Source organism: Streptomyces sp. NPDC045021, from assembly GCF_056432645.1.
On sequence record NZ_JBWKIQ010000001.1, the window covers coordinates 841,551 to 863,281 of the forward strand.

A 21,731-nucleotide genomic window follows, 5' to 3' on the forward strand; every position below is an offset into this window, starting at 1 on the left:
CGGACTGCTCCTCTGCGTCGCGTCGTACGGCGTTCCGGTGGGCCGCGGTTCGGTTGTGCCGCGGTTCAGTTGGCGGTGGCGAGGCTGCGGCGGCGGTAGCCGCGGATCGCGATGACGCCCGCGAGGATCAGCTCGCCGAAGTTGAGGACCAGGAATACGGTCACGTCCATGACGTTCAGCGGCGAGATGTCGGCGAAGAGCTTTCTGACGGCCATCTCGGTGATGCGGATCGCGGCGGGGACGACGGCGGTGATGAGCAGCGCGGTGAGCACCGCGTACCCGGTGACCATCAGCCAGACGTACCAGCGGGCGACCTCGCGGTCGCGCGGGGTCCAGGTCTCCGCGTCCACGATCTTGTCGCGCCGCCCGATCAGCCCGTAGAGCCGGTTCTGCAGCATGCCCTTGGCGACGGTCTGCAGGTCGTTGCAGCCCAGCACGGTCGTGGCGAGGTAGTAGAGATCGGTGCGCAGGAAGAAGTAGAACTGCCAGGCGAACCGGAGCAGGGTGCCGAAGGCCATCGCGAGCAGGAAGCGGCCCATGAATCCGGCGAAGCCGTCGGACGAGACCAGGGGCACCGCGGCGAGCGTGAGGCCTGCGACAACGAGGACATCGACGAGCATGCCCGCGAGCATCGGCAGGTAGCGCTTGCGCCGGGGTACGGCGACCAGTCCGTCCAGCTTGGTCAGGAAGACGACGTAGTAGAAGCGCCGGCCGATGCTGAGGGAGGAGTTGAGGCCCAGCCTGCGTCCGGCCAGTGCGTGGTAGGACTCGTGCAGCAGGATCCAGGGCGCCTGGCCGAGGACGTTGCCCAGCGCGAGCGCCACCAGGGACGAGCTGGTGAAGAAGATGTTGTGGTAGGTGGGCACCACGGCCGGTTCGCGGAACATCGCGACGATGCCGGCGATGAACAGCGCCGCGTACAGCACCCAGGCCACGGGCGAGAAGAGGGCCCGGCCGAGCCGCTGCCAGCGCACCGCGCGCACCTCGGCGACCTCCTCGCCGTCCGGCACGAGCAGTTCGAAGGCCTCGAGGACTTCGAGGAATTCCACCATGTCCACGGTCTCGCCGTACTGGGCGTTGTACCAGCGGGCGGCGTCGTTCGGGGTCTCCCCGGTCTCCAGGCGGCGCAGCAGCGCGGCGCCGTCGGCGGGGAAGAGGCCGTAGGAATCGATGTCGGCCCGGCCCACGGTGACCTCGTCGCCCTCCTCCAGGAAGGTCAGCGGGTACAGCCTCAGGGGTCGGTCGAGGTCCACTGCCGCGGCGTCCATCACTACCTCACTGTCACTGGTCCGCAGAAGTGCCGGTCCGGGCCGCGGACGTCGTGGCCCGGACCGGCGGGAGCTCCGCGAGCCGCGGCGGGCCGGTCTCGACCGGCTCGCCGCGGCTCGGAAGGGATGGGTCAGGCGAGGACGGGCGTGCCACCGCAGTAGCAGGACGCCGCGGCGGAGGTCAGACGGACGGTCCCGGCCTTGCGGACAACGATCTTCTTCATGTTGTGCTCCTTTTCCGTGATGTGACGCATCGTCGAGCGCGGTCGCGCCCGATGCTCCCGGCAAGCGGGAGGGTCTGTGTGGCGCAAAGGAACAGAGACTGATGTGAATGAGATTTGCTGTCTCATTCATCTCCGCTGACAGGCTGGCACGCGTCCTCCCAGCCGTCAACAGTCGGACACGGCGTACATCTGACAGGACGACACGTCGGACGTCAGGCCAACAACCGCTCTGTTCAAGCCAGTTGGAACCCTGTAACAACCTGGTGAACGTGCACCCGGTCTCCACAGCCAAGGAGGTCAGAACCCGCGAGTCACCAACTAAGATGCGGGGGACGCAGAGCGGACCCCACCCGCGCTTACCACAGGCGATACGCAGGGCACTCGACCAAGGGAGGTATGCGGTGCCTGATCCGATGTCTGGCACCCCGACGCTCGCGGACAAGATCGACCGGCTGTTCGACGTCGTCCGCGGCCCGGACCACACGCCGTACACCCACGAGGAAGTGGCGCGCGCGTGTCGCGAGGCCACCGGGGAGAGCTTTTCAGCCACTTACTTGTGGCAACTGCGCACGGGCCGAAGGGACAATCCGACCAAACGTCACCTCGAAGCGCTGGCTCAATTCTTCCAGGTGCCACCGATGTACTTCTTCGACGACCAGCAGAGCGCCCAGATCGCGCAGGAGCTCCAGCTCCTCGGGGCGCTGCGGGACGCAGGAGTACGCGAGGTGGCGTTGCGCGCGGTCAACCTGTCGCCCGAGGGCCTGGGCACCATCAGCGACATGATCGAAGTCATCGCCCGCAGAGAGGCGGGATTGCGCCGCGCGGACTGATATCCACTGGTCCACCCCTGGGCATAGGATCGCTCATCGCTCATATCGCTCATGAGCGGTTGCTGATCGTTGTGCGGTGCCTTGCCCGGGGAGGGTCTTATGGGGGACTACGCGGAACAGCAGAACAAATTGCTCTGGCGGCGATGTCGGCGAACGGTGGCAGCGTTACCGCTGCCACGGCCGTTCGACGCCGCCGGCTTCACCGAAGCGCTGGCGGAACAGCGGGGACGGCCACTGGTGCTGGTGCCTTTGCCGCCGCACGCGTGCACGCCCTGCGGCATGCTGGTGACCACCGACCGGGCCGACTACATCGGCTATCCGACCAGCACCAGCGCGCTGCATCAGCAGCACATACTGCTGCACGAGGTGGGGCACCTCGTCTGCGGCCACGCCGGCGTCGCACACCTCGGCTCCTCGGCGTCCCGGGTGCTGCTGCCCCATCTGTCGGGCGAGCTGGTCCGCCGGGTTCTGGGGCGCAGCGTCTACTCCGATGTGCAGGAGCAGGAGGCCGAACTCATCGCCTCACTCGCCCTGCACCGCCCGGCGCGCAAGGTCAGACGCTCACGCGACGACTGGTTCCCCGCGGCCGACAGCCTCGATGTCGCCGAGGCGTTCGCCCGGCTCGGGCCGATCGTCGGGCTCGCCGGCGCGACCCCGATCCGGACCACCGCGGTCGTCGGACCCTTGCGCACGCTTCCCGGTCGGACGTTTCCCGGTCCGGGGACCGATAGGTGACCGACGCGGTCGCCCTGACCGGCTGCTTGATCGTTCTGGCGGGCGTCGGCTGGAAGCTCCTCACCACCCGCGGCGCTCCGACCGACACTCCCGTACGCCATCTGGCGGGCTGCGCGCTGTCCATGGGCGGCGCGCTCGCCGTCCTCGCCCCGGCGACCACCCGGCTGGCGGGCCGGGCCGGGTCGTTGGCCCTGTGGACCGCCCCCGTGGGGCAGTGCTGCAATCTGGCGGCGATGGCGTTCCTCGCGCTGGTCGCGCGCTCGGCGGGGACCGAGCCGCACAGCCGCGCGGCGGTCCCGCGGCAGGTCATCGGCACCTCGGTGGTGATGGTGGCCAGCCTGGTCGCGTATCTGGGTGCCGGGGCGACGCGCGACGGGCAGGACGTGGTCGCGGCCGCCGGGCGCGAGGGGTTCCTGGCGGCGTACAACGCCCTGCTCACCCTGCACACCGTCTGGTGCCTCGCGGTGTTCATCGTGCTGATCCGGCGCTACACCCGGTACATCCGGTCGCGGCTGCTGCGCGGCGGGCTCGGGCTGATCACCGCGAGCGCGGCCCTGGGGCTGCTGTGGACGGTGTGGAGTCTGGGCGATGTGTTCTCCGCGCTGGCCACCGGACGGGAGGACGGCTGCGAGAGCACGCTGTCGGCGCTGGCCGGCATGGTCTGCCTCTCGCTGGGCCTGGGCGGGACGATGTCCTCCGCGTGGGGCCCGCCCGTGGCGGCCCGCCTCCGGCGGCTGCCGGCCCGGCTGCGGGCCTGGCGCGGCTACCGCTGGATCGGCCCGCCCTGGAGGGCGGCGCACGACGCGGCCGCCGAGTTGCGTGAACGGCTGCCGAACGGCCGGTCGTTGCCCACCCCGGCCGGCTGGCTGCGGGCCTGGCACGGCTACCGGAGGATCGGCCCGCTGTGGACCGCGATGCATGCGGCGCTGCCGGAGATCGCACTGACCGGACCGGCGCTGCGGCTCGGCCGCATACTGCCGCTCGGCGCACAGTTCGCGCTGTACCGCCGCATCATCGAGATCCGGGACGGGCACCTGGCGTTGCGCCCGTACTTCCATCCGGAGGTGGCGGCCTGGACGGCGGAGGCGGAGGGCTCGGGGCTCGACGCGGCCTCCGAACGGCTGGCGCCCATCGTGGAGGCCGCGACCATCGCCGCCGCCCTGGAGGCGGCCCGGTCGGGACGCCGCTCCGTGTCGGGGGGTTGCGAGGGGTACGTACCGCCCAAGGTCCGGGCGAGCGTCGAGGCGGAGACGGCCTGGCTCATGCAGGTCTCGGACGCCTTCATCGGCTCGCCCGCCGTCGAGCGGGTCCGCTGCCGGGTCAGGGCCGGCCTGGTCGACGGGTACCCGGTCGCCGGCGGCGCGGCGCCGGCCCGCGCGGCGTTACAGGACCGGGGCGTGTCCATGCCCCCCGACTGAGGCGGCGCCCCGGGACCCGCCGGTTCAGCGCGGGTCACCGGCGCTCGGGGGCTCTTCCTGCCCCTCCTCCGGCTTCCCCGCCGCGCCGACGCCGGCCCGGACAACCGGGTCGGGCTCGCCGCGGCGGACGGAGCCGGGGGCGCGGCGGGTCGGGCGGTGCGGCCTGAGCTGAGATGAACTCAGCTGCCAGGGCACGCTGATGACCATCACGCCGGGGGTGAACAGCAGCCGGCTCTTGAGCCACAGCGCGGACTGGTTGTGCAGCCCGTTCTCCCACCAGTGCCCGACGACGTACTCGGGGATGAACACGCTGACGATGTCGCGCGGGCTCGCCCGGTTCAGCGACCGTACGTATCCCACGACCGGGCGGGTGATCTCACGGTAGGGCGATGCCAGGGTCTTCAGCGGGACCTGCATGTCGAAGGCGTCCCACGCGGCCTGCAGCGCTTTGGTCTCGTCGCGGTCGACGTCGACGGTGAGCGCTTCGAGGGTGTCGGGGCGGCAGGCGCGGGCGTAGGCCAGAGCTCGCAGCGTCGGCTTGTGGATCTTGGAGACCAGCACGATGGCGTGCACGCGGGCGGGCCGCACCGCCTCGTCCGCCGGGTCGGTGACCGCCAACTCCGCGGCGGTGCTGTCGTAGTGCCGCCGGATGGCGCGCATGTTGACCCACAGGACCACCGCGGCGATCACCGCCAGATAGGCGCCCTCGGTGAACTTGGTGATCAGCACGATGACCAGCACCAGACCGGTGACGAACGCCCCGACGCCGTTGATCACCCGTGCGGTCCGGTGCCGGCGGCGCTGGGCCGGGTCGGGCTCGGTGCGCAGGGCGCGGTTCCAGTGCCGGACCATACCGGTCTGGGAGAGGGTGAAGGAGGTGAAGACGCCGAGGATGTAGAGGTGGATGAGGCTGGTGACCGACGCGTCGTACGCCCACAACAGGGCTCCGGCGACGACGGCGAGGGCGACGATGCCGTTGGAGAAGGCGAGACGGTCACCGCGGGTGTGCAGCTGACGCGGCAGATAGCGGTGCTGCGCCAGGATCGACGCCAGCAGCGGGAAGCCGTTGAAGGCGGTGTTGGCGGCGAGGACCAGGACCAGTGCGGTCGCGGCCTGGATGAAGAAGAAGCCGAAGCTGTGGTTACCGCCGAAGATCGCGGAGGCGAGCTGGGCGATGACGGTGCGCTGCGGAGTGGTCGCGCAGTCGCCGGTGACGCCGGTCAGCCGGCAGGTGTCGTTGGTGATGTGCACCTTGGTGATCATCGCGAGCGCGGTGATGCCGGAGAACATCACGACCGCGATCAGACCCATCGCGCTCATCGTGGAAGCCGCGTTGCGGGACTTGGGCTTGCGGAACGCCGGCACCCCGTTGGAGATCGCCTCGACACCGGTGAGTGCGGTACAGCCGCTGGAGAACGCCCGCAGACCCAGCATCAGCAGCGCCAGGCCGGCGAGGTTGCTGTCTCCCGGCTCCGGGATGATGCCGTAGGCGGCGGACTCGGCCACCGGGGCGTCACCTACCAGCCAGCGGAAGAGTCCCGTGGCGCACATGATCAGCACGCCCGCGATGAACAGATACGTCGGCGCGGCGAACGCCCGCCCCGACTCCCTTGTCCCCCGCAGGTTGATCGCCGCGAGCAGCGCGACGAAGGCGACCGCCATGCCCGTCCGGTACTCGTTGACCGACGGGACCGCGGAGATGATGTTGTCGACGCCGGAGGCGACCGACACCGCGACCGTCATCACGTAGTCGACGAGTAGGGATGCGGCCACCACGAGTCCCGCGGACGGGCCGAGGTTGGTGGCGACCACCTCGTACGACCCACCGCCGGACGGATAGGCGTGCACGACCTGCCGGTAGGACAGCACCACGACGGCCATCAGACCGACCACCGCCATCGCCACCCACTTGGTCAGGTGCAGATAGGCCAGCCCGCCCAGCGTCAGCACCAGCAGGATCTCCTGCGTGGCGTACGCGACCGACGACAGCGGGTCCGACGCGAAGATGGGCAACGCCAACCGCTTCGGCAGCAGCGTCTCCTGCAACCCCTCGCTCGGCAACGCCCGACCGATCACCAACCGTTTGACCGCATCCACGATTCTCGCCACGCCGGTGAGCGTAAGGGCAGGCCAGGACTCCGGATCAGCGCCGCGCGGCGGCCCCGGCCCCCGTGGTCCGGGCGGCCTAGGTTCGGGCCGTACCGCGGCGCCACGGCTAGGGGCGGAGGTCAGCGGCGCGGGCGCAGGGGTGCCGCGCGGCGCGGGTTCACGATCTGGAGGGCGAGGGAGTCGGGCGGGTCGCTCTCGCCGGGGCCGCCCGAAGCCGCCCAGGCGAGGATGTCGTCGGTGGAGCCGTCGTCGGTCGCGAAGCCGATCCATACGGCCCGGCCGCCTTTGCGGCGTCCTTCGGCGGACGGCTGGACGACCACAATGTTCGCCTGGTCGCACGGCCCGAGGCAGTCGGTGGTGCGCAGCGCGAGGCGGCCGCCGGACTCCGCGGCGGCGGCGCGCAGCCGGTCCAACTGCCGCTGGTGGTCGGTTCCCGGGTGCTTGCTCGCGTTGCCGCAGCAGCACCCCCGGCACACCACCAGGGTGCAGGGCCGTGCCGCGTACGGCCTGGGGAATGGGGCGGTCACGCGGGGCTCCTTCGGCTCCGTGCCGGATCCACGGCACAGCACGGGGCGGCCGACAGCCCGCCGGGGCGGGCCCCGGCGGGCTGTCGGTCGGTCGTGTCGGGTGGGCGGCGGTCGGTGTCAGCCGGCGGAGGCGGCCGTTCGTGTCGCCGTGCTGCTCTCGCTGCTCGTCTCCGCGGCCTCGCTCCTGGCGGGCCGGGGGTTGAGCACGCGCTCGGCGAGGTAGCCGAAGGCGAGGGCGAAGGCGGTCCACAGGGTGAGTTGGATGGCCACGGCCGAAAGGCGGAACTGCCACAGGAGAGTGGCGGAGAAGTCCGCGGGTACTTCGTTGATCGCGGGCAGGAAGGCGTAGGCCAGCCCGATGGCGACCAGGTACGCGGCCCCGGCCACGACACTGGCGTACCAGGTGGTCAGTCGCGGTGCCAGACGCTTGCCGAGGATGACGGCGGCCACCGCGAGCAGAACACTCAGCGCGATCATGAGGAAGTACAGGGTGGTGCGTTTACCGATGGTGTCCGGGTCGCCGACGGACGGCGGGTTGGCCGGATACTTCAGGAACGGCACCACGTAGACGGTGAGCAGCGCCGCGCCGGAGATGAGAGCGGCGGTCGCCCGCGGGGTGAAGCGGCCGATACGGCCCAGGGCGAAGCAGAACGCGAGGGCGGCGATGCCGCCCAGCGAGATCCCGAAGATCAGGACGCCGGTCGCCAGTCCAGCGGTGGACTGCAGGGAGCGGCTGACGATCTCCATCTCGTGTTCGTGGGAGTGGGAGTCCTCGAAGGCGATGGCCGCGTCCACCCTCGGTTCGCCCAGGAAATAGGCGACGACGAGGGCGAACAGACCGGCGACGAGCCCCGCGAGCATCCCCCGGACCAGCAGGGAGCGCACAGTGGTGGAGTTCATTGGAGCGGCTTCCGATCAGTGGCAGGGGAAGCCGAGCAGGTGGCGTCCGTCGTGGACCCACTCGTGAACGTCCGTACCGGAGAGCAGGGACGTCGCGCCCTGTTCCGCACCGACGAAGTACAGCAGGACGAGCATCAGCACGCCGAAGAACACTGCCCAGGGCAGGATCGCCTTCAGCGGCAACGGGGTGACGGGCAGGGCGGGGCTGGTGGCCGCGGGTACAGCGGACTGGGCCATATGGCAGTGCCTCCTCGGGAACACGCGTCCCACTTGGTGGTGCTGTTGACGAAGGTGCCGGGTCTGACTTACCGGGGTGAGCCGGTTTCACAGTGGCGCGACCGTGCCGGATTTTCACCGTGCTTCCGTCGCACCTTCGTCGGGTCGGGCTGAACCGTACCGTGAAGCGACACCCGCGGCCAAGGCCGTGCGCAAAGGCGATACGCGCCAACCTGCGACGATGTGTTCCATTGCGGGGCTGGTGCGACAAGGGAGGGGTAGCGGGGATGACGGTGCGTGTGTTCTTGGTCTCGTCGGCGCAGAGCGAGGCCTTCGAGGAGGCGCGTTTCGACGACGGACGCAGCCCGTTGACCGACGCCGGAGCGCGCCGGGCGCGCGCCGTGGCGCAGGAACTCCCGGGCGCTACCGGGTACTTGACCGCTTCCTCGGAGCGCTGTCGGCGGACCGCCGAGCTCCTCGGGGTCACCGCAGATGAGCAGACGCCCTTGCGGGACTGGGACATGGGCCGCTGGCGGGGGCTCCGGCTGGACGAGGTCTCGGCCGCGGAGCCGGAGGCGGTGGCCGGCTGGCTGTCGGACCCCGCCGCCGCCCCGCACGGCGGCGAATCGCTGACGGAGCTCTGCGAGCGGGTCGGCGGCTGGCTGGACGGCGGGGCGCCGGACGGCGGGCGGGTGCTCGCGGTCGTGGAGCCCGCCGTCGTGCGGGCCGCGGTCGTGCACGCCGTCGGCCTGCCGCCGCAGGCGTTCTGGCGCCTCGACGTCCTGCCGTTGACGGTCACCGAGCTGGTCGGCCGCGCAGGACGGTGGAACCTGCGGTGCGGGCGGCCGTTGGCACGGTGACCGGCTCGCGCGCACCGCTAGTGGCGAACGTGGGGGCTCGATCAGCTGCCGTAGCGCGACGGCGGGACCGCGCGCACGGCCCAGGTAATGGCTACGCAAAGTTATCGCCTCCCAGGTAAAGCCGTCGGCAGTAATCCGCCAACACGCTTGTCCTGCTCATGATGTGCGGATGTGATCACGGCAGCCGCCCAGCGCGGCCCGACTCCACACAAGGAGGATCCATGCCCAGAGTTCGTCCGCGGCAGCGTGCCGTGGTCGCAGCGGCCGGGGCCACCGCCCTCACGGCCGCAGCGCTCATATCCGCCCCGCTGTCAGGGGCCGCCGCCGCGGCTCCCGCCGCCAAGGCCCCGGTGGCCAAGGTGGTACCGGCCGTCAAAGGGCACCAGTTGGTCCGCGCCGTCGGCAGCCCGCTCAGCACCGAGCAGTGCCAGGCGAAGTGGGGGATCAACTGCTACACCCCGACCCAGTACCGGCAGGCCTACGACCTGAACCCGCTGTACCGGGCCGGCGTCACCGGCAAGGGCCGCACGATCGTCATCGTGGACTCCTTCGGGTCGCCGACGATCCAGCACGACCTGGACGTGTACAGCAAGCAGTTCGGCATCAAGAGCGCTCCGGTACAGGTGATCAAGTGGGGCAACGTCCCGCCGTGGGACGCCACCAACCCGGACATGACCGGCTGGGCGGGCGAGTCCACCCTGGACGTGGAGATGGCACACGCCGTCGCGCCCGACGCGAAGATCATCCTGGTGGAGACGGCGGTCGCCGAGACCGAGGGCGTCGTCGGCCTGCCGGAGATGATGGACGCGGAGAAGTCGCTGATCGACCGCGGTATCGGCGATGTCATCTCGCAGAGCTTCGGGGCGACCGAGAACACCTTCCCCGGGTTCGAAAAGGGCGACTTCTCCAGCATCGAGAAGCTGCGGTACGCGTTCAAGGACGCGGCCAAGCACGGGGTGACCGTACTGGGATCCTCCGGTGACAGCGGCGCCACGGACTACATCGAGGACGGCAGCGCCGACTACCCGTACCAGGTCAACTCCTGGCCGTCGTCGGACCCGCTGGTGACCTCGATCGGCGGCACCCAGCTGCACCTGAACGACGCGGGCGACCGCACCGCGCCGGACAGTGTCTACAACGACTACGGCGCCAGCGGCGGCGGCCCGTCGCACGTCTTCGGCCGTCCCGCGTACCAGAACGGTGTCAAGGGCGTCGTCGGCGATCACCGCGGCACCCCGGACATCTCGATGGCCGCGGCGGTCGACGGTGGCGCCTGGGTGTACTCCAGCTACGACCCGACCGCGGTCGGCTGGGGCGTCTACGGCGGTACGAGCGAGGCGAGTCCGCTCTTCGCGGGCATCGTGGCGCTGGCCGACCAGATGGCCGGGCACCGGGTGGGCGACATCCACAGCGCGCTGTACACGCTGTCCAAGCAGGCCCCGCACAACCCGTTCACCGGCGTCGTGGACGTCGCGGACGGTACGAACAACACCTATGACGGTGTCACCGGCTACACCGCGCTGAAGGGGTACGACATGGCGACCGGCGTCGGCACCCTCGACGCGGCCCGCTTCGTTCCGGCTCTGGCACTGCAGAGCCGGCTGCACCACTGACCGAACTGCCCACGGCCGTCGTCGTATCTCCGGGTACGGCGGCGGCCGTCCGCATGCCGCGGCAGGCGGCGCGCAGCAGCCCGTCGGGGAATGCCGTGGCGTGCCGACGGTCCAGCTGGGACGCTGGCCGGGGGCCGTGCGGATCCGGGCCCCACGCACCGCAGGGAAGGTGGCACCGCGTCATGTCCTCCACGCTGCGGGAGATCCGATTGGCCGATGCCTTCCTCGCCCTGTCCTGTGCCCTCGACGACAGCCAGGACCGCGCAGAGCTCCTGCAGCGGCTGGCCGACCACACCGTGGACCTGCTGGGCCTCGACGCCGCCACCGTCCTCGCGCAGGGCCAGGGCGCGGCCGGTGACCGTTCCCTGCGCGTCGCGGCCCGCGCGGCCGACCCGGCCGGTGCGGCGGCGGTGGGCCGGCTGGCACAGCTCCAGCTCGAACGGAGCCAGGGGCCCGGCCACGACGTCCTGCGGTCCGGCGCACGGTTGGCCGAGACGCCGCTGAGCCAGCCCGTCAACCGCATCCGCTGGCCGCACTTCACCGGCCAGGCGCTGGCCTGCGGATTCACCACGCTGGCGGTGATCCCACTGCGCCGGGCGGGCCGCACACGGGGCGCCGTCGCGCTCTTCCACCACCATGTCGGCACGCTGGCTCCGCCCGTCCTGGACCTCGGCCAGGCGCTCGCCGACGCGGCCGCCATCACCCTCCAGCACCACAGCACGCTCGCCGACCAGCAGGCATGTATCAGCCAGTTGCACACCGCGCTCGACAGCCGCGTCGTCATCGAGCAGGCCAAGGGCATCCTCGCCGAACGCCACCACTGCACCCCCGACGACGCCTTCGCCCTCCTGCGCCGGCACGCCCGCAGCCATCAACTGCGGCTGGCCGAACTCGCCGAGCAGATCATCGACGACTCGGCGGGTCCGGTACCCGACCAGTGAGCTGCGCGCGATCGCGCCGCCCGCGCCTGAGTGGTCACCTCACCGCGGTCACTCGACGGAAACCGCGTTGATGTCGACTCCGATCGGGGCGGCAGCGCGGGAGCCGAGCCAGCCCATCGCGGCGATCTGCACGCCGGCTTGGAAGCGGCTGCGGGCGTCGACGCGGGTCATGAGGTCCGCCATCATGCGCCGTATCGTGCGCAGCGAGACGCCCAGCCGCTGCGCGGCACGTTCGTCGGTGAGACCGCACGCGAGCAGACGGAGCAACTGGCGCTCCTGGACGGTGAGTCCGGAGGGATCACGGGTCGGAGTCTCGCCGAGAGCCCTCGCCTGGTCCCACACCTGCTCGAACAGGGCCCGCAGCGCGGCGATGACACCGGGACTGTGCAGCAGCACGGCGCCCTTGCGCGCGTCCTCTGGATCGACGGGGACGACGGCCGTCCGGCCGTCGACGATGATCATGCGCAGCGGCAGGGTGGGTGTGGTGCGGACGCTGCCCCCCAACTCGCTCAGCCAGCGCGCGTACTGCACGGTGGCGGGGTCGTTGCGGACACTGTCGAGATAGACGGTCCGCATCCGTACACCGCGGTCCAGCGTCTCCTGGTCCAGGTCGCGGCTGGCCTCCATGACGTGCGCGGGCTGCGGTCCGCCGGGGGCGAAGGAGAGCACCTCCCCCGTCGCATCCGCCGCCAACTCCTCCAGCCGCACCCTGACTTCACTGAGATCGCAGAGGATCTCGACGCCGGAGGAACTGCTGGCCGGCCGCGTCGTCGCGAACTCGGTGATCAGACTCGCCATCGCGTTGCGGCTGCGGTCCATCTCGTTCTGCCGGCGCTGCGCCTCCGCCTCCTGGCGGGCGAGCATGGCGGCAAGCCCGAGCTCCGGATTGACGGCACGCCAGCGCCCGGACGGTCCTGCCGGGCGGACCAGCGCGAGGTCAGCGAGCTGGTCCAACGAACCGCGTATGGCTTCCACCGACTGCTCCAGCATGTCGGCCACGTCGGGGATGTCTAACTCCGGATGCATGAGCATCGTTCGATAGACCCCCTCGGCGACCGCGTCAAGAACTAGCCGTTCACCCACCTGTACCCCCCGAGCTCCCCTGGGTGGTCAGACTTCGACCCACCCGCCCGTGACAAAAATGCCGTCGAGGAACACCCCGCTGAAGGTGTTCGACGAGCGACTCAGGGCGTCAGCGTAGCGGTGCAGCAACCTTAGGTGAGGGCTTCAGAAGCTTCGATTCTGGGGAAAACGCGTGGCCGGGCGGGGTGCGCGGACATATCGATCGCGAGCGGCCCGCGGGCGCGCGGTAAAGACGCAGTTCAGAACGTTGCAAAGGGAACCCTTTGTACCGGTCCTGCGGCCCCCGCCCGATACCGGTGTCACCTTCCTGCCATGCGCCGACGCCGGGCGGCTGCGGGGAAGTTGAAACTCGCGCCTGTGACAGGTGGGATCCATGGGGCGCGGGTGATGTCAGAGATGGATGAGGCACCGGAGACCGGTAAGCCGGCCCGGCCGGTGACCGGAGCTGGCCCCAGAGTGCCAGTGCAGCTTGGTGACAGCTCCGGCTACTGACAGCCGGGGCAGCCGCGGGCCACTCTCATGGTGTCGGAAGAACGGCACGGCAGCCGGACCATCCGCCGCAGGAACCACCAGCACCACCAGCCGGTTTCGCACCGGTTCGACCATGACCCCGGCGGGAGTCCGGGATCCCCACGAACGGAAGGCTCGGGCATTCCTATGCGCAAGCTCGCGGTATCCATCGCCTCTGTCGCAGTCGTCCTCGGTGTGTCCGTCTCCGTGGGGAGCTCACTGGGCGCCGCGTCCCCCGCCACCGCTCCCGCCCACTCCGTCAGCGTCGTCGCCGACGGCCCCACTCCCACGCCGACCCCCACCCCGGCACCCACCCACCCGCCGGTCGAGCCCGACCCGACGCACCCGGACACCTGGGGATGGGGCTGAGCAGCGGTTCGTATCCGGGGACGAAGGGAGTACGGGACACATGACCACGGCACTGGACCGACCGCAGGACTTCCCGCCCACCCTGACCATGGCGGCCACGACGACCGCGGTGACCACGACCACGAGCATCCTGCTCGCCGACGGGCACCATCTCTTCCGTTCGGGTCTGAGCGCCCTGCTCGACCGCGAACCGGATCTCACCGTCAGCTCCGAGGCCGGCGACGCGGAGAGCGCCGTGGCCCAGGCCACCGGGGGCCGGCCCGATGTCGCGGTCGTCGACCTCGACGTGCCGGGTGCGGGCGGACTGCGAACGGCCGAGCTGATCCGGTCGCTGTCCCCGCGGACCGCCGTCCTGCTGCTCGGTGCGGCGCCCCGCGCCGACGAGGTGCAGCGCGCCTACGCCGACGGGGTGCACGGCATGCTCCGCAAGGACGTACGGCCCGAGCGGCTCATCACCACCGTCCGTGAACTCGCCGCGGGACGGCGGGTCTTCGACCCGGAGCTGGTACTGGTCGCGATCCGGCCGGGACCGGACACGCCGACCCGGCGGGAACTCGCGGTCCTGCGGCTCGTCGCCGCCGGCAGCACCATCCACGAAGTGGCGAACCAGCTGTCCCTGTCACCGGGCACCGTGCGCAACTACGTCTCGTCGGCCATCGCCAGGACCGGCGCCAGGAACCGCTGCGACGCCATACGGATCGCCCGCGAGAACGACTGGCTGTAGCGCTCGACCCGCGGCCCGCCCGCGCTCAGCCCTGCTCCCGCATCGTGTCGACGATGTCGCAGAAGCCCTTGGGCAGGCTGCCGGAAACCGACGCCGGGCGGCTGCCGATCAGGAACTCCCCCACCGAGGACTCCGACGTCCAGTCCAGACCCAGCGCGCGCGCCGCGGCGTCCGTGTCACCCGAACCGAGCCCGCACGGCGCCAGCCCCATCGCCGTCGCCACCAGGTACAGGGTCTGGTAGAGCACCCCCACATGCTTGAGCGTCAGCGCGTACGCGATCTGGCTGTACTTCCACGACAGCCGGCCGAAGCGCGAGGTCACCGTCAGCAGCACCTGCGGATCCACCGTGCAGTTGGTCGCCCGCCAGGCGGCCGTCAGCAGTTCCCTGAACGCCGCCTCGTCAGCCGCGCCGTGCCAACGGCGCGGCTGCAGTCGGTGTGCCGCGGCGTCGTAGCGGTAGACCCCGGTGGGCAGTCCCTCGCAGGCGGCGACCGACAGATAGATCTCCAGCTCTCCCGTCGCGCCGCCGGCCGGATAGGGGCGGTCGATCGCGTCGTACGAGTTCGGGGAGGCCGGGTCGCGCGGGATCACCTGCCGGACCCGGGCCGCCCGGTAGAGGAGTTCGGCGATCTGCTCCAGCGTCACCGGCGTCTCCGCGTAGGTGCGGATCGATCGGCGCCCCTCCAGCACCTCGGTGAGCCGCGGATCCCGGGCCGTCACCTCGTCCCAGTCCGGCACCGGCAGATCGATGCACGGCTCCTCCTCGTTGCTCCCGGCGCCCGGCAGGGCCGGCGGGTGCGGTACGTCCTGGTGCGCGAAGACGCCGCCGCTGGTGTAGTCGTGCCGGCCGGCCCGGCTGCGGGAGTGGAAGAGCAGGTCGTGGAAGTCCCACAGCGGCGGGTCCGCGGCCGGCAGCGCCGGTGCTGCGCCCACCGACCCCGCGGCGGGTTCCATGAATCCCGTTCCCGCCAGCAGGGCCGCCAGCGCGGCGCCGGACTGCTCGGGCAGTCCGGCCAGCGCGACGGCCTCCGCAACGGTGCGCGGCGTGGTCAGCGTCGCGACGAACGCCGCCGCGGCCGGCTGATGCAGCGTCACCCGGTACGGCGCCAGCGGGGATTCCATGACGCAGCCCTGCCCGATCGTGCCCCCGCCGCCGTCCGCGGGTCCGTCGGGCAGTCTCCGCAGATAGGCGAACCGGGACAGCACCACGGCCGTCGTGCCGAGGTCCGGTGCGCCGGGCGTGGCCGCCGAGCGGGCGATCGGCACCGCGGTGGCCAGCGGCCCGGTCAGCGCGTCGTCGAGGATGCTGGTCACCAGATAGGGGAACCGGCCCAGCAGGCTCATCAGCCGGGCGGCCCCGGGGTCCGCGGCCAGCGTTCCGGCGTCGGCCGGGCCGGCGCCGAGCGCCAGCAGCCGGCGCACGGTCGGCGCGCCGAGCGCGTGGACGCGCTGCCGGCCCCAGGGGTGGCTGAGTTCCACGTCGTCGCCCTCCGCCGCCACTTTCACGTCCTGGCGGAGCATCAGCATCCGTCGCACTCCGGACAGTTCGGCGTCAGCGGTGGTCAGCGGCTGTTCTGTGATGGTCATGGCGCGCCTTCCGTCCTGCGGTCAGATGAAGATGGCGGTGGGGTTGAGGTCGGCTTCCGCGGTGGGTTCGGCCTTCCATCCCAGCCGTACGGGAACGTCGTAGAGCCGGCCGGGCGCGAAGCGGGCCCAGAAGTGCCGCATCCCGGGAACGATCACCTTGGCGACGGGCAGGCCCACGTCGGGGCGGGTCTGGTCCAGGACCAGCATCTCCATGCCGTGCTCCGCCACCAGGCGCTGCACCGTCTCCAGGTCCGTGCGCAGATCGTCGGCGGCCAGCGGGTCCCAGCGGCCGGCCGCGGCGGGCGCGTGGCCGTCGAGGGGCTTGAGGTACGGCTGGTTGGCCAGCGTCGCACTGGTCCACCAGGCCTTCTGCTCGTGGTCGGCGCCCGAGTACGCCGTCTCGCCGGGTCCGGCGTCGGCCACCGGTGACAGGAACTGGTTCATCTCGGTGAGCGCCCGGGTCAGCGCGATGTGCGGGTCGAGATGGGCGCCGAAGGCGATCAGGATGTCCTCGGCCGGCTTGTCGGTCCGCCGGGAGAACGCGCCGACCACCGGGATCCCGAAGTCGGCCGTCAGATCCAGGGCCCACATCTCACGGTTCAGGCCCGCGTAGACCTCACGCATCCGGTCGATGTACGGGTCCCCGAAGGAGTCCAGGTCGACCGCCGGGCGCTGGACGCGGTTGTACCACCACAGCGCGACCGCGTCGCGTTCCACCAGTTCCAGGAAGCCCTGCAGCGTCGCGTCCTCGAACGAGGTGCCCGCGGCGGCCCCGTTGGAGTCACCCATGGCGAAGAACGGGCCGTTGTGCCGGTAGCCGTAGTACAGCGACATCGTCGGCAGCCAGCGGGTGCGCTCCGAAGTCAGCGACCAGGCGGGCGACCACTCGATGACCTCGCCCTCGCGGAATCGCTCGGGCACGGTGTTGAACATCGACTTCTTGGCGTTCCACAGCTCCCGCTCGCGGAACTGCCGGTCGCTGAAGAGCAGGCTGGTGGACGGGTGGACCGCCTGCTCGCCGAGCTGGTCGTAACTGGCGGTACGGCGCGCCTCGTCGCCCTGGAACACCCCGGAGTAGCGCTCCATCGCCTCGCCCATCGCGCTCGCCCGAGCCTGCGAGTCGGTGCGTCCCTTTCCGCAGCTGATGCTGCGCAGACCGGTACGGAGCTGGCGCAGGTCGCCGACCTGGCGGGCGAGGTTCTGGCCGGCCACGTAGACCCGTAGGCCGCCGGGCGTCCGTTCGGCGGGCACCAGGGTGGTCACCACACCGGTGACGGGGCTGAGCTGCGGCCGGTACTTCAGCAGCATGTCCTCGGGCGAGGCGGACCGGTGGCCCCCGTCCGCGGTGAACGCCTTGGCCCGGCTCTCGAAGCGCACGGGCGCCAGCTGGCGGCGCTCCATGGTCGCGGCGTCGCCGCAGGACGGGCACTGCGGGCGGCGGACCAGCTCGTGGCGCTCGGCCTCGGCGAGCACGGTGTCGAACGTCAGCACCTGGGACTTCTCCGGGCGGACGCCCGCGGCCCACTTGGCGGCCTCCAGCGCGGCGAGCTGCACGCCGATGGCGGCCGTGGGCGCCAGGTGCGCCCCGACGGTCGGCACCGGCTGGTCCCTGCCCAGCCGGTGCTGGAGGTAGCTGAGCGACTGCCGGTTGGCGGAGAGCCGGTGCGCGAGGCACTCCCAGCAGCCGGTTCCGGCGACGGGCGCTCCGGCCGGGGTGCCGGCGGACGCGGGCGCGTCCGGGACGAAGACCGGTCCGGCCCAAACGATCGAACCGACCGGCCGGGCGAGCATCCACGGAGTGCCGGAGGCGAGGGCGGCCGCGTTCCGGCCCGCAAGGCCGGGGTTGAGGTAGTCGTCGGTCAGCGCGACGACGAGGTCGGCGTCCCGGGCATCGACGGCCGGGGCGTCCGCTGCCGCGAGCTCCACGTGCGCGGCGCCGGCCGCGCGCAGGGCGGCGACGAACGGTTCCGGCGCGACCTTCCCGTAGACCTCCACCCGCACCCGGGCGTCCCGCAGGGCGGCGACGGCCGTGTCGCCGTCGTGGCCGGCCATCTCGAAGAATCCGGCGGCGGCCGGGTCGGTCGCCGGATCCGAGGCGGCGGCCCAGCCACCGGCCACCAGCTGGTCGAGGGCGACGGTGACCCGGTCGGCGGGCACCGCGGGCGCCAGCTCCGCACCGATCTCGTGGGCGCTCCTGGTGCCGTCCAGGAGTGGCGCCAGCCGCTCGGCCAACGAGCCGTTGACGACGCACACGCCGCGTTCCGACACCAGGTAGACGGCCTCGCCGTCGACGACGTAGGGGGTGTAGTGCCGCTTGAAGCCGATGCCGGGCGTCGGCCGGGTACTGGTCATGAGGACTCCGTAGATCCGTATGTGGTCGGGCGGGCCGGGCTGCGACCCCGGACGGTCAGCGCAGGGTGGCGAGCGGGGCGGTGGCCGGGTCGATCAGCCGCAGCAGCAGGAGGCCGACGGCGGCTCCGCCGTCCAGGACGCCGAGGTTGACGCGGTCGTCCGCGGCGCGGTCCCCGAACCAGCTGCCAGTGGCGCGCTGCCGGCGCAGCAGTTCGGCGACGAGGACGCCGGCCGCCTCCCGGCCGTCGAAGAACGGTCCCGGCACCAGGGCGTCGGCGGCGGTGCCGCTGAGCTCGTCGTCCAGGGTGTGCAGCAGTCCGGCCTCGGCCGAGGTGAGTGCCTCGCCCGCGGCGGCGACCAGTTCGCGGGTGCCGAGCGCGGCGATCTCGGCGCCGGTGACGGGCGGGGTGAGCCCGGCGACGTCGCCGGGGTGGACGGCGCCGGTGCCCAGCGAGACGGCGGTGTCCAGGCAGGCCAGCCGCCCGCCGCGGGCGGTCGTCGTGAACCGGTGCGCGCGCAGCAGCGCGCGGGCGGCGTCGGGATCGGCCAGCAGGCCGGGTGCTTCGGCGACGGTACGGGCGAGAGCCGCGGCGATGCTGTCGGCACCGGTCGGCACCAGGTCGAGGAAGGTCGCCGGGGTGGTGAAGCGACCGGCCCGGCCGTCGCCTGCCAGTTCTCGCCGGGCGGCCTCGGCGAGGTCACGGATCGCCGCGTCGGCGTCGGTGGCCGGGCCCGTCGTGCCGGCTCCGGTGGAGCGGCGCAGCCGCAGCAGGTTGAGCAGCAGTCCGGCCGCGCCCAACGGGCTGTCCTGGTACGGGAGTCGGTCGGCGTCCCGGGCCGAGGACCGGCCGGCGGGCGCCGCCGCCAGGGCCGCCGCTCCGGGGACCAGCGCCCGCGCCACGTCGAGGAAGGCGGGCTCGGCGAGCGATTCGGCGCCGCGGGCCAGCGCGTGGATGAGGGAACCGGGGCCCGCGAAACCGCCGGGCACCGGGACTCCCGAGGCCAGCCGGGTGTCCCGGGCGAAGCCGAAGGACGCCGGGTGGCGCGGGTCGATGAGGGCGGCAGCGGCGGAGAGCGTCTCGTGCGCCGCCTGCCGGAAGCGCGGCGAGCCGGTCGCCGACCACAGCTCGGCGAGGAAGAGCGCCACGCCGACACCGCTGGTGACGAGGTCGACGCCGCTGAGCGCCTCGACCTGGCGCAGTCCGGTGGCCGGGTACCAGCTCAGCCCGATCCAGCCGCCGCCCGCGGGGGTGCGCTGCCGGTCGGCGAGCATCCGGTCGCCCAGCCGTACGGCGTGGTCGAGGAGTTCACCGGACGTCGGTACGGAGAGCGCGGCCGGCCCCCGGGAGGCGGTGGCGGCCGGCGGGAGCTGCGTCCCGGACCTCGCCGCGTCGACACAGCCGGAGAGCACGGCGGTGTGCAGCTCCAGGTCGAAGCGGTCGAGTTCGGTGATCCGGGCCTGCAGCCGGTCCCAGGCGGTGCTCTGGAAGTGGCCGGGGATCTCCTGCCCCTGGGCGGTGAAGACCGAGGACGACGTGGTCAGGGAGCGGAAGAACGGGATGTCCAGGACGCGGTAGGAGTCGAGTTCGCTGAGCACCACCTCCAGGAGGTCGCCGCGTGCGCTGTCGCCCGCGCGGGCCGCCACGGCGCCGCGCAGGGCGCCGGCGATCACGGTCTCGCGGGTGGCGCCGTCGGAGAGGGCGAGCGGGCTCGTCGAGGTCCGCAGGATCTTGTAGCCGTCCCAGGTGTGCCGCCAGATGTACCGCACCCAGACGCCCTTGAAGCCGGCCAGCGGGCCGTCGGGGGACGCCAGCCGGTCACGCATCCCGGCGAGGGTGCGGTGCATGTCGCGGTAGCCCGCGACGACCTCGTCCGCGTACTCCCACGGGTCGGCCTTCTCACCGTCGTGCACCGGCCGGTACGGCGGCAGCGGCAGCGCGGGCTTGCCCGGTTCGATCTCCAGGTCGTCGGCGCGCGAGAGGCAGCCGATGTCCACCACCGGGCGGTCCTTGGACGGCACCCACGGCTGCACGGCCATGGCCGTGCGCACGACGGTCGACTCCAGGACGTCCAGCAGCCCGCCCTGGCCGGCCGGCAGCGCCGGCGGCGTCTGGACCCGCGGGTACAGCAGGCACTCCAGGTCCGTGATGACCGGGTACTCGCCGCTCGCCAGCAGGTTGTCGGACCACAGGTCGCGTCCTTCGAGCAGCTGGACCAGCCGGACGGTCATGCCGAGCCGGCGGTAGAAGCGGGCGAAGCCGTCGCGGTCGGTGCAGGGCAGGGCCGGGACGAGCTCCTCCCAGCCGTAGGCGTCGCCGTGGTCGGGCTCGTGCTCGGTCTCCGGATCGGCGGCCGGGCCGGTCGTCGCGTCGTCGTCCGGTGCGCTGTGGTCGCTGCGCACCAGCACGGTACGGACGTGGAGTTCCGGTGACAGGCCGGCGGCGTTGAGGTCGCGGATCAGATCCATGTAGGCCGTGGCGTGCCGCAGGTCCTTCGGCTTGTAGACCACGCCGCGACCGTCCGCGAAGTGCAGCAGGGCGACGGAACGGCCGCCCGCGTGGCGGTCTCCCGCGTCACCGTGCACCGCGGCCAGGGCGCCCGGGTCCGCGCCGTCCCAGAGGCGGGTGCGCAGCAGCTCCCGGTCGGAGGCGAGCCGGGCGAACATCTCGGTGTAGACGTGCTGCCAGTGGCGGCAGGCGGTGCCGACGAGGAAGGCGAGCGCGGGCAGCCGCTCCAGCCTGGCGAGCCAGCCCTCCTGCGACGCGTCGGGGCCGCCCTGCGCATCCCAGTCACCGCCGCCGGGGTGCGCGGAGGACGACTGGACCTCGTAGCGCATCGGCAGGTCCAGCGCCTCGGTCAGCCGCCGCACCAGGGTCTCCGCCAGGTCGGCCCGCGCGAAGTCGAGCACCTGGATGCCGAGCACGGACGCGGTGTCCGCGGTCCCTGTGGCGTCGTAGGGCAGCAGGGCGCCCGCGGCGGTGCGGAACGACGCGGTGACGGCGCCCGGCGCGCCGGTGGCGGCGGTGGGGGCGACCGGCTGGGCGCGCAGGAAGCCGATGAGGGCGTGCGCCCAGCCCGGGACGACGGAGGGGTCGCGCAGCGCGACCGACCGCAGCCCGTCGCCGAGTTCGCGGCCGGTGGCCGCCAGGTGGTCGAGCAGGACCCCGGCCGACGCCGGGTCGCCCGCCGCCCGCCGCAGCCAGCCGGCGACTGCCGTGGAACGGCTGTGCTGGTCGTCCTGTGCGGCGGTGAAGACAGGTGGTCTGCCGTCGCCGTCCGGCCCGTCGGGGACGGTGGTCGAGGCAGCCGCGCGCTCGGGGAAGGAGGCGGCCAGGGCGATCACGGCACGCAGCCGGTCGTCGCCGCGGGGGACGCCGGGCAGGAGCGCTGCGTCGCCCGCCGGGGACCCGGTGGCCGACGGCGCGGCGGGGGTGGTGAGCCAGGCCTGCAGGTCGAGCGTCATC

The 21,731-nt window shown here is 72.1% G+C and carries 17 protein-coding genes; 8 read left to right on the forward strand and 9 right to left on the reverse strand.

Annotated features, from left to right (window positions below):
• Positions 1-65 precede the first annotated feature (65 nt).
• Positions 66-1,268, reverse strand: coding sequence for a hypothetical protein (locus AC07DC_RS03795; protein WP_478911500.1), 1,203 nt, complete (start codon positions 1,266-1,268; stop codon positions 66-68).
• 637 nt (positions 1,269-1,905) lie between these two features.
• On the opposite strand from AC07DC_RS03795, the gene AC07DC_RS03800 reads away from it, so the two are divergent.
• From AC07DC_RS03800 to AC07DC_RS03810, 3 genes are all read left to right on the forward strand, one after another.
• Positions 1,906-2,322: a helix-turn-helix domain-containing protein gene (locus AC07DC_RS03800; RefSeq protein ID WP_138352587.1), complete on the forward strand. Its 417-nt coding sequence runs from the start codon at positions 1,906-1,908 to the stop codon at positions 2,320-2,322.
• Positions 2,323-2,478: 156 nt separating this feature from the next.
• Positions 2,479-3,057 (forward strand): ParH-like protein, encoded by a 579-nt coding sequence (locus AC07DC_RS03805; RefSeq protein WP_478911501.1) that lies wholly within the window; start codon positions 2,479-2,481, stop codon positions 3,055-3,057.
• Positions 3,054-4,475: an MAB_1171c family putative transporter gene (locus AC07DC_RS03810; protein ID WP_478911503.1), complete on the forward strand. Its 1,422-nt coding sequence runs from the start codon at positions 3,054-3,056 to the stop codon at positions 4,473-4,475. Before AC07DC_RS03805 ends, AC07DC_RS03810 begins: the two co-directional genes overlap by 4 nt.
• Positions 4,476-4,499: 24 nt before the next feature.
• On the opposite strand, the gene AC07DC_RS03815 is transcribed toward AC07DC_RS03810, so the two are convergent.
• The 4 genes from AC07DC_RS03815 to AC07DC_RS03830 all read right to left on the reverse strand — a co-directional run bounded on the left by AC07DC_RS03815 (position 4,500) and on the right by AC07DC_RS03830 (position 8,248).
• A complete protein-coding gene (locus tag AC07DC_RS03815; protein ID WP_478911505.1) occupies positions 4,500-6,584 on the reverse strand; it encodes an APC family permease in 2,085 nt (694 codons plus the stop codon).
• A 119-nt stretch (positions 6,585-6,703) separates the two neighbouring features.
• Entirely contained in the window at positions 6,704-7,111 is a 408-nt protein-coding gene (locus tag AC07DC_RS03820) for a (2Fe-2S) ferredoxin domain-containing protein (protein WP_478911506.1), read from the reverse strand.
• 117 nt (positions 7,112-7,228) lie between these two features.
• Entirely contained in the window at positions 7,229-8,011 is a 783-nt protein-coding gene (locus AC07DC_RS03825) for a CbtA family protein (RefSeq protein WP_478911508.1), read from the reverse strand.
• A 15-nt stretch (positions 8,012-8,026) separates the two neighbouring features.
• Positions 8,027-8,248, reverse strand: coding sequence for a CbtB domain-containing protein (locus AC07DC_RS03830; RefSeq protein ID WP_478911510.1), 222 nt, complete (start codon positions 8,246-8,248; stop codon positions 8,027-8,029).
• Between the two features lie 266 nt (positions 8,249-8,514).
• Here AC07DC_RS03830 and AC07DC_RS03835 point away from each other — a divergent pair, with 266 nt between their 5' ends.
• The 3 genes from AC07DC_RS03835 to AC07DC_RS03845 all read left to right on the forward strand — a co-directional run bounded on the left by AC07DC_RS03835 (position 8,515) and on the right by AC07DC_RS03845 (position 11,641).
• Positions 8,515-9,087, forward strand: a complete 573-nt coding sequence (locus tag AC07DC_RS03835; protein ID WP_478911512.1) for a histidine phosphatase family protein — start codon at positions 8,515-8,517, stop codon at positions 9,085-9,087.
• A 221-nt stretch (positions 9,088-9,308) separates the two neighbouring features.
• Positions 9,309-10,700 carry a S53 family peptidase gene (locus tag AC07DC_RS03840; RefSeq protein WP_478911514.1) on the forward strand — a complete coding sequence of 464 codons (1,392 nt, stop codon included), beginning with the start codon at positions 9,309-9,311 and terminating at the stop codon, positions 10,698-10,700.
• A gap of 182 nt (positions 10,701-10,882) precedes the next feature.
• Positions 10,883-11,641, forward strand: a complete 759-nt coding sequence (locus tag AC07DC_RS03845; RefSeq protein WP_478911516.1) for an ANTAR domain-containing protein — start codon at positions 10,883-10,885, stop codon at positions 11,639-11,641.
• Positions 11,642-11,689: 48 nt separating this feature from the next.
• Here AC07DC_RS03845 and AC07DC_RS03850 read toward each other — a convergent pair whose 3' ends face one another.
• Positions 11,690-12,667 carry a LuxR C-terminal-related transcriptional regulator gene (locus AC07DC_RS03850; protein ID WP_478911518.1) on the reverse strand — a complete coding sequence of 326 codons (978 nt, stop codon included), beginning with the start codon at positions 12,665-12,667 and terminating at the stop codon, positions 11,690-11,692.
• Between the two features lie 714 nt (positions 12,668-13,381).
• Between AC07DC_RS03850 and AC07DC_RS03855 the strand changes: the two genes are divergently transcribed.
• Both AC07DC_RS03855 and AC07DC_RS03860 read left to right on the forward strand, forming a co-directional pair.
• On the forward strand, positions 13,382-13,603 hold the full coding sequence (locus AC07DC_RS03855) for a hypothetical protein (RefSeq protein WP_478911519.1): 222 nt from the start codon (positions 13,382-13,384) through the stop codon (positions 13,601-13,603).
• A gap of 40 nt (positions 13,604-13,643) precedes the next feature.
• The gene (locus AC07DC_RS03860; protein ID WP_478911520.1) at positions 13,644-14,327 is read left to right on the forward strand and encodes a response regulator transcription factor; all 684 of its coding nucleotides are present in this window, start codon (positions 13,644-13,646) and stop codon (positions 14,325-14,327) included.
• A gap of 25 nt (positions 14,328-14,352) precedes the next feature.
• Here the strand turns inward: AC07DC_RS03860 and AC07DC_RS03865 are convergent, their stop codons facing one another.
• From AC07DC_RS03865 to AC07DC_RS03875, 3 genes are read right to left on the reverse strand one after another with little or no spacing between them, the layout of a single operon-like run.
• Positions 14,353-15,915, reverse strand: a complete 1,563-nt coding sequence (locus AC07DC_RS03865; protein WP_478911522.1) for a SagB/ThcOx family dehydrogenase — start codon at positions 15,913-15,915, stop codon at positions 14,353-14,355.
• 21 nt (positions 15,916-15,936) lie between these two features.
• Positions 15,937-18,267, reverse strand: a complete 2,331-nt coding sequence (locus tag AC07DC_RS03870; protein WP_478911524.1) for a TOMM precursor leader peptide-binding protein — start codon at positions 18,265-18,267, stop codon at positions 15,937-15,939.
• Positions 18,268-18,322: 55 nt separating this feature from the next.
• Positions 18,323-21,730 (reverse strand): DUF4135 domain-containing protein, encoded by a 3,408-nt coding sequence (locus AC07DC_RS03875; protein WP_478911526.1) that lies wholly within the window; start codon positions 21,728-21,730, stop codon positions 18,323-18,325.
• Position 21,731: the final 1 nt, after the last annotated feature.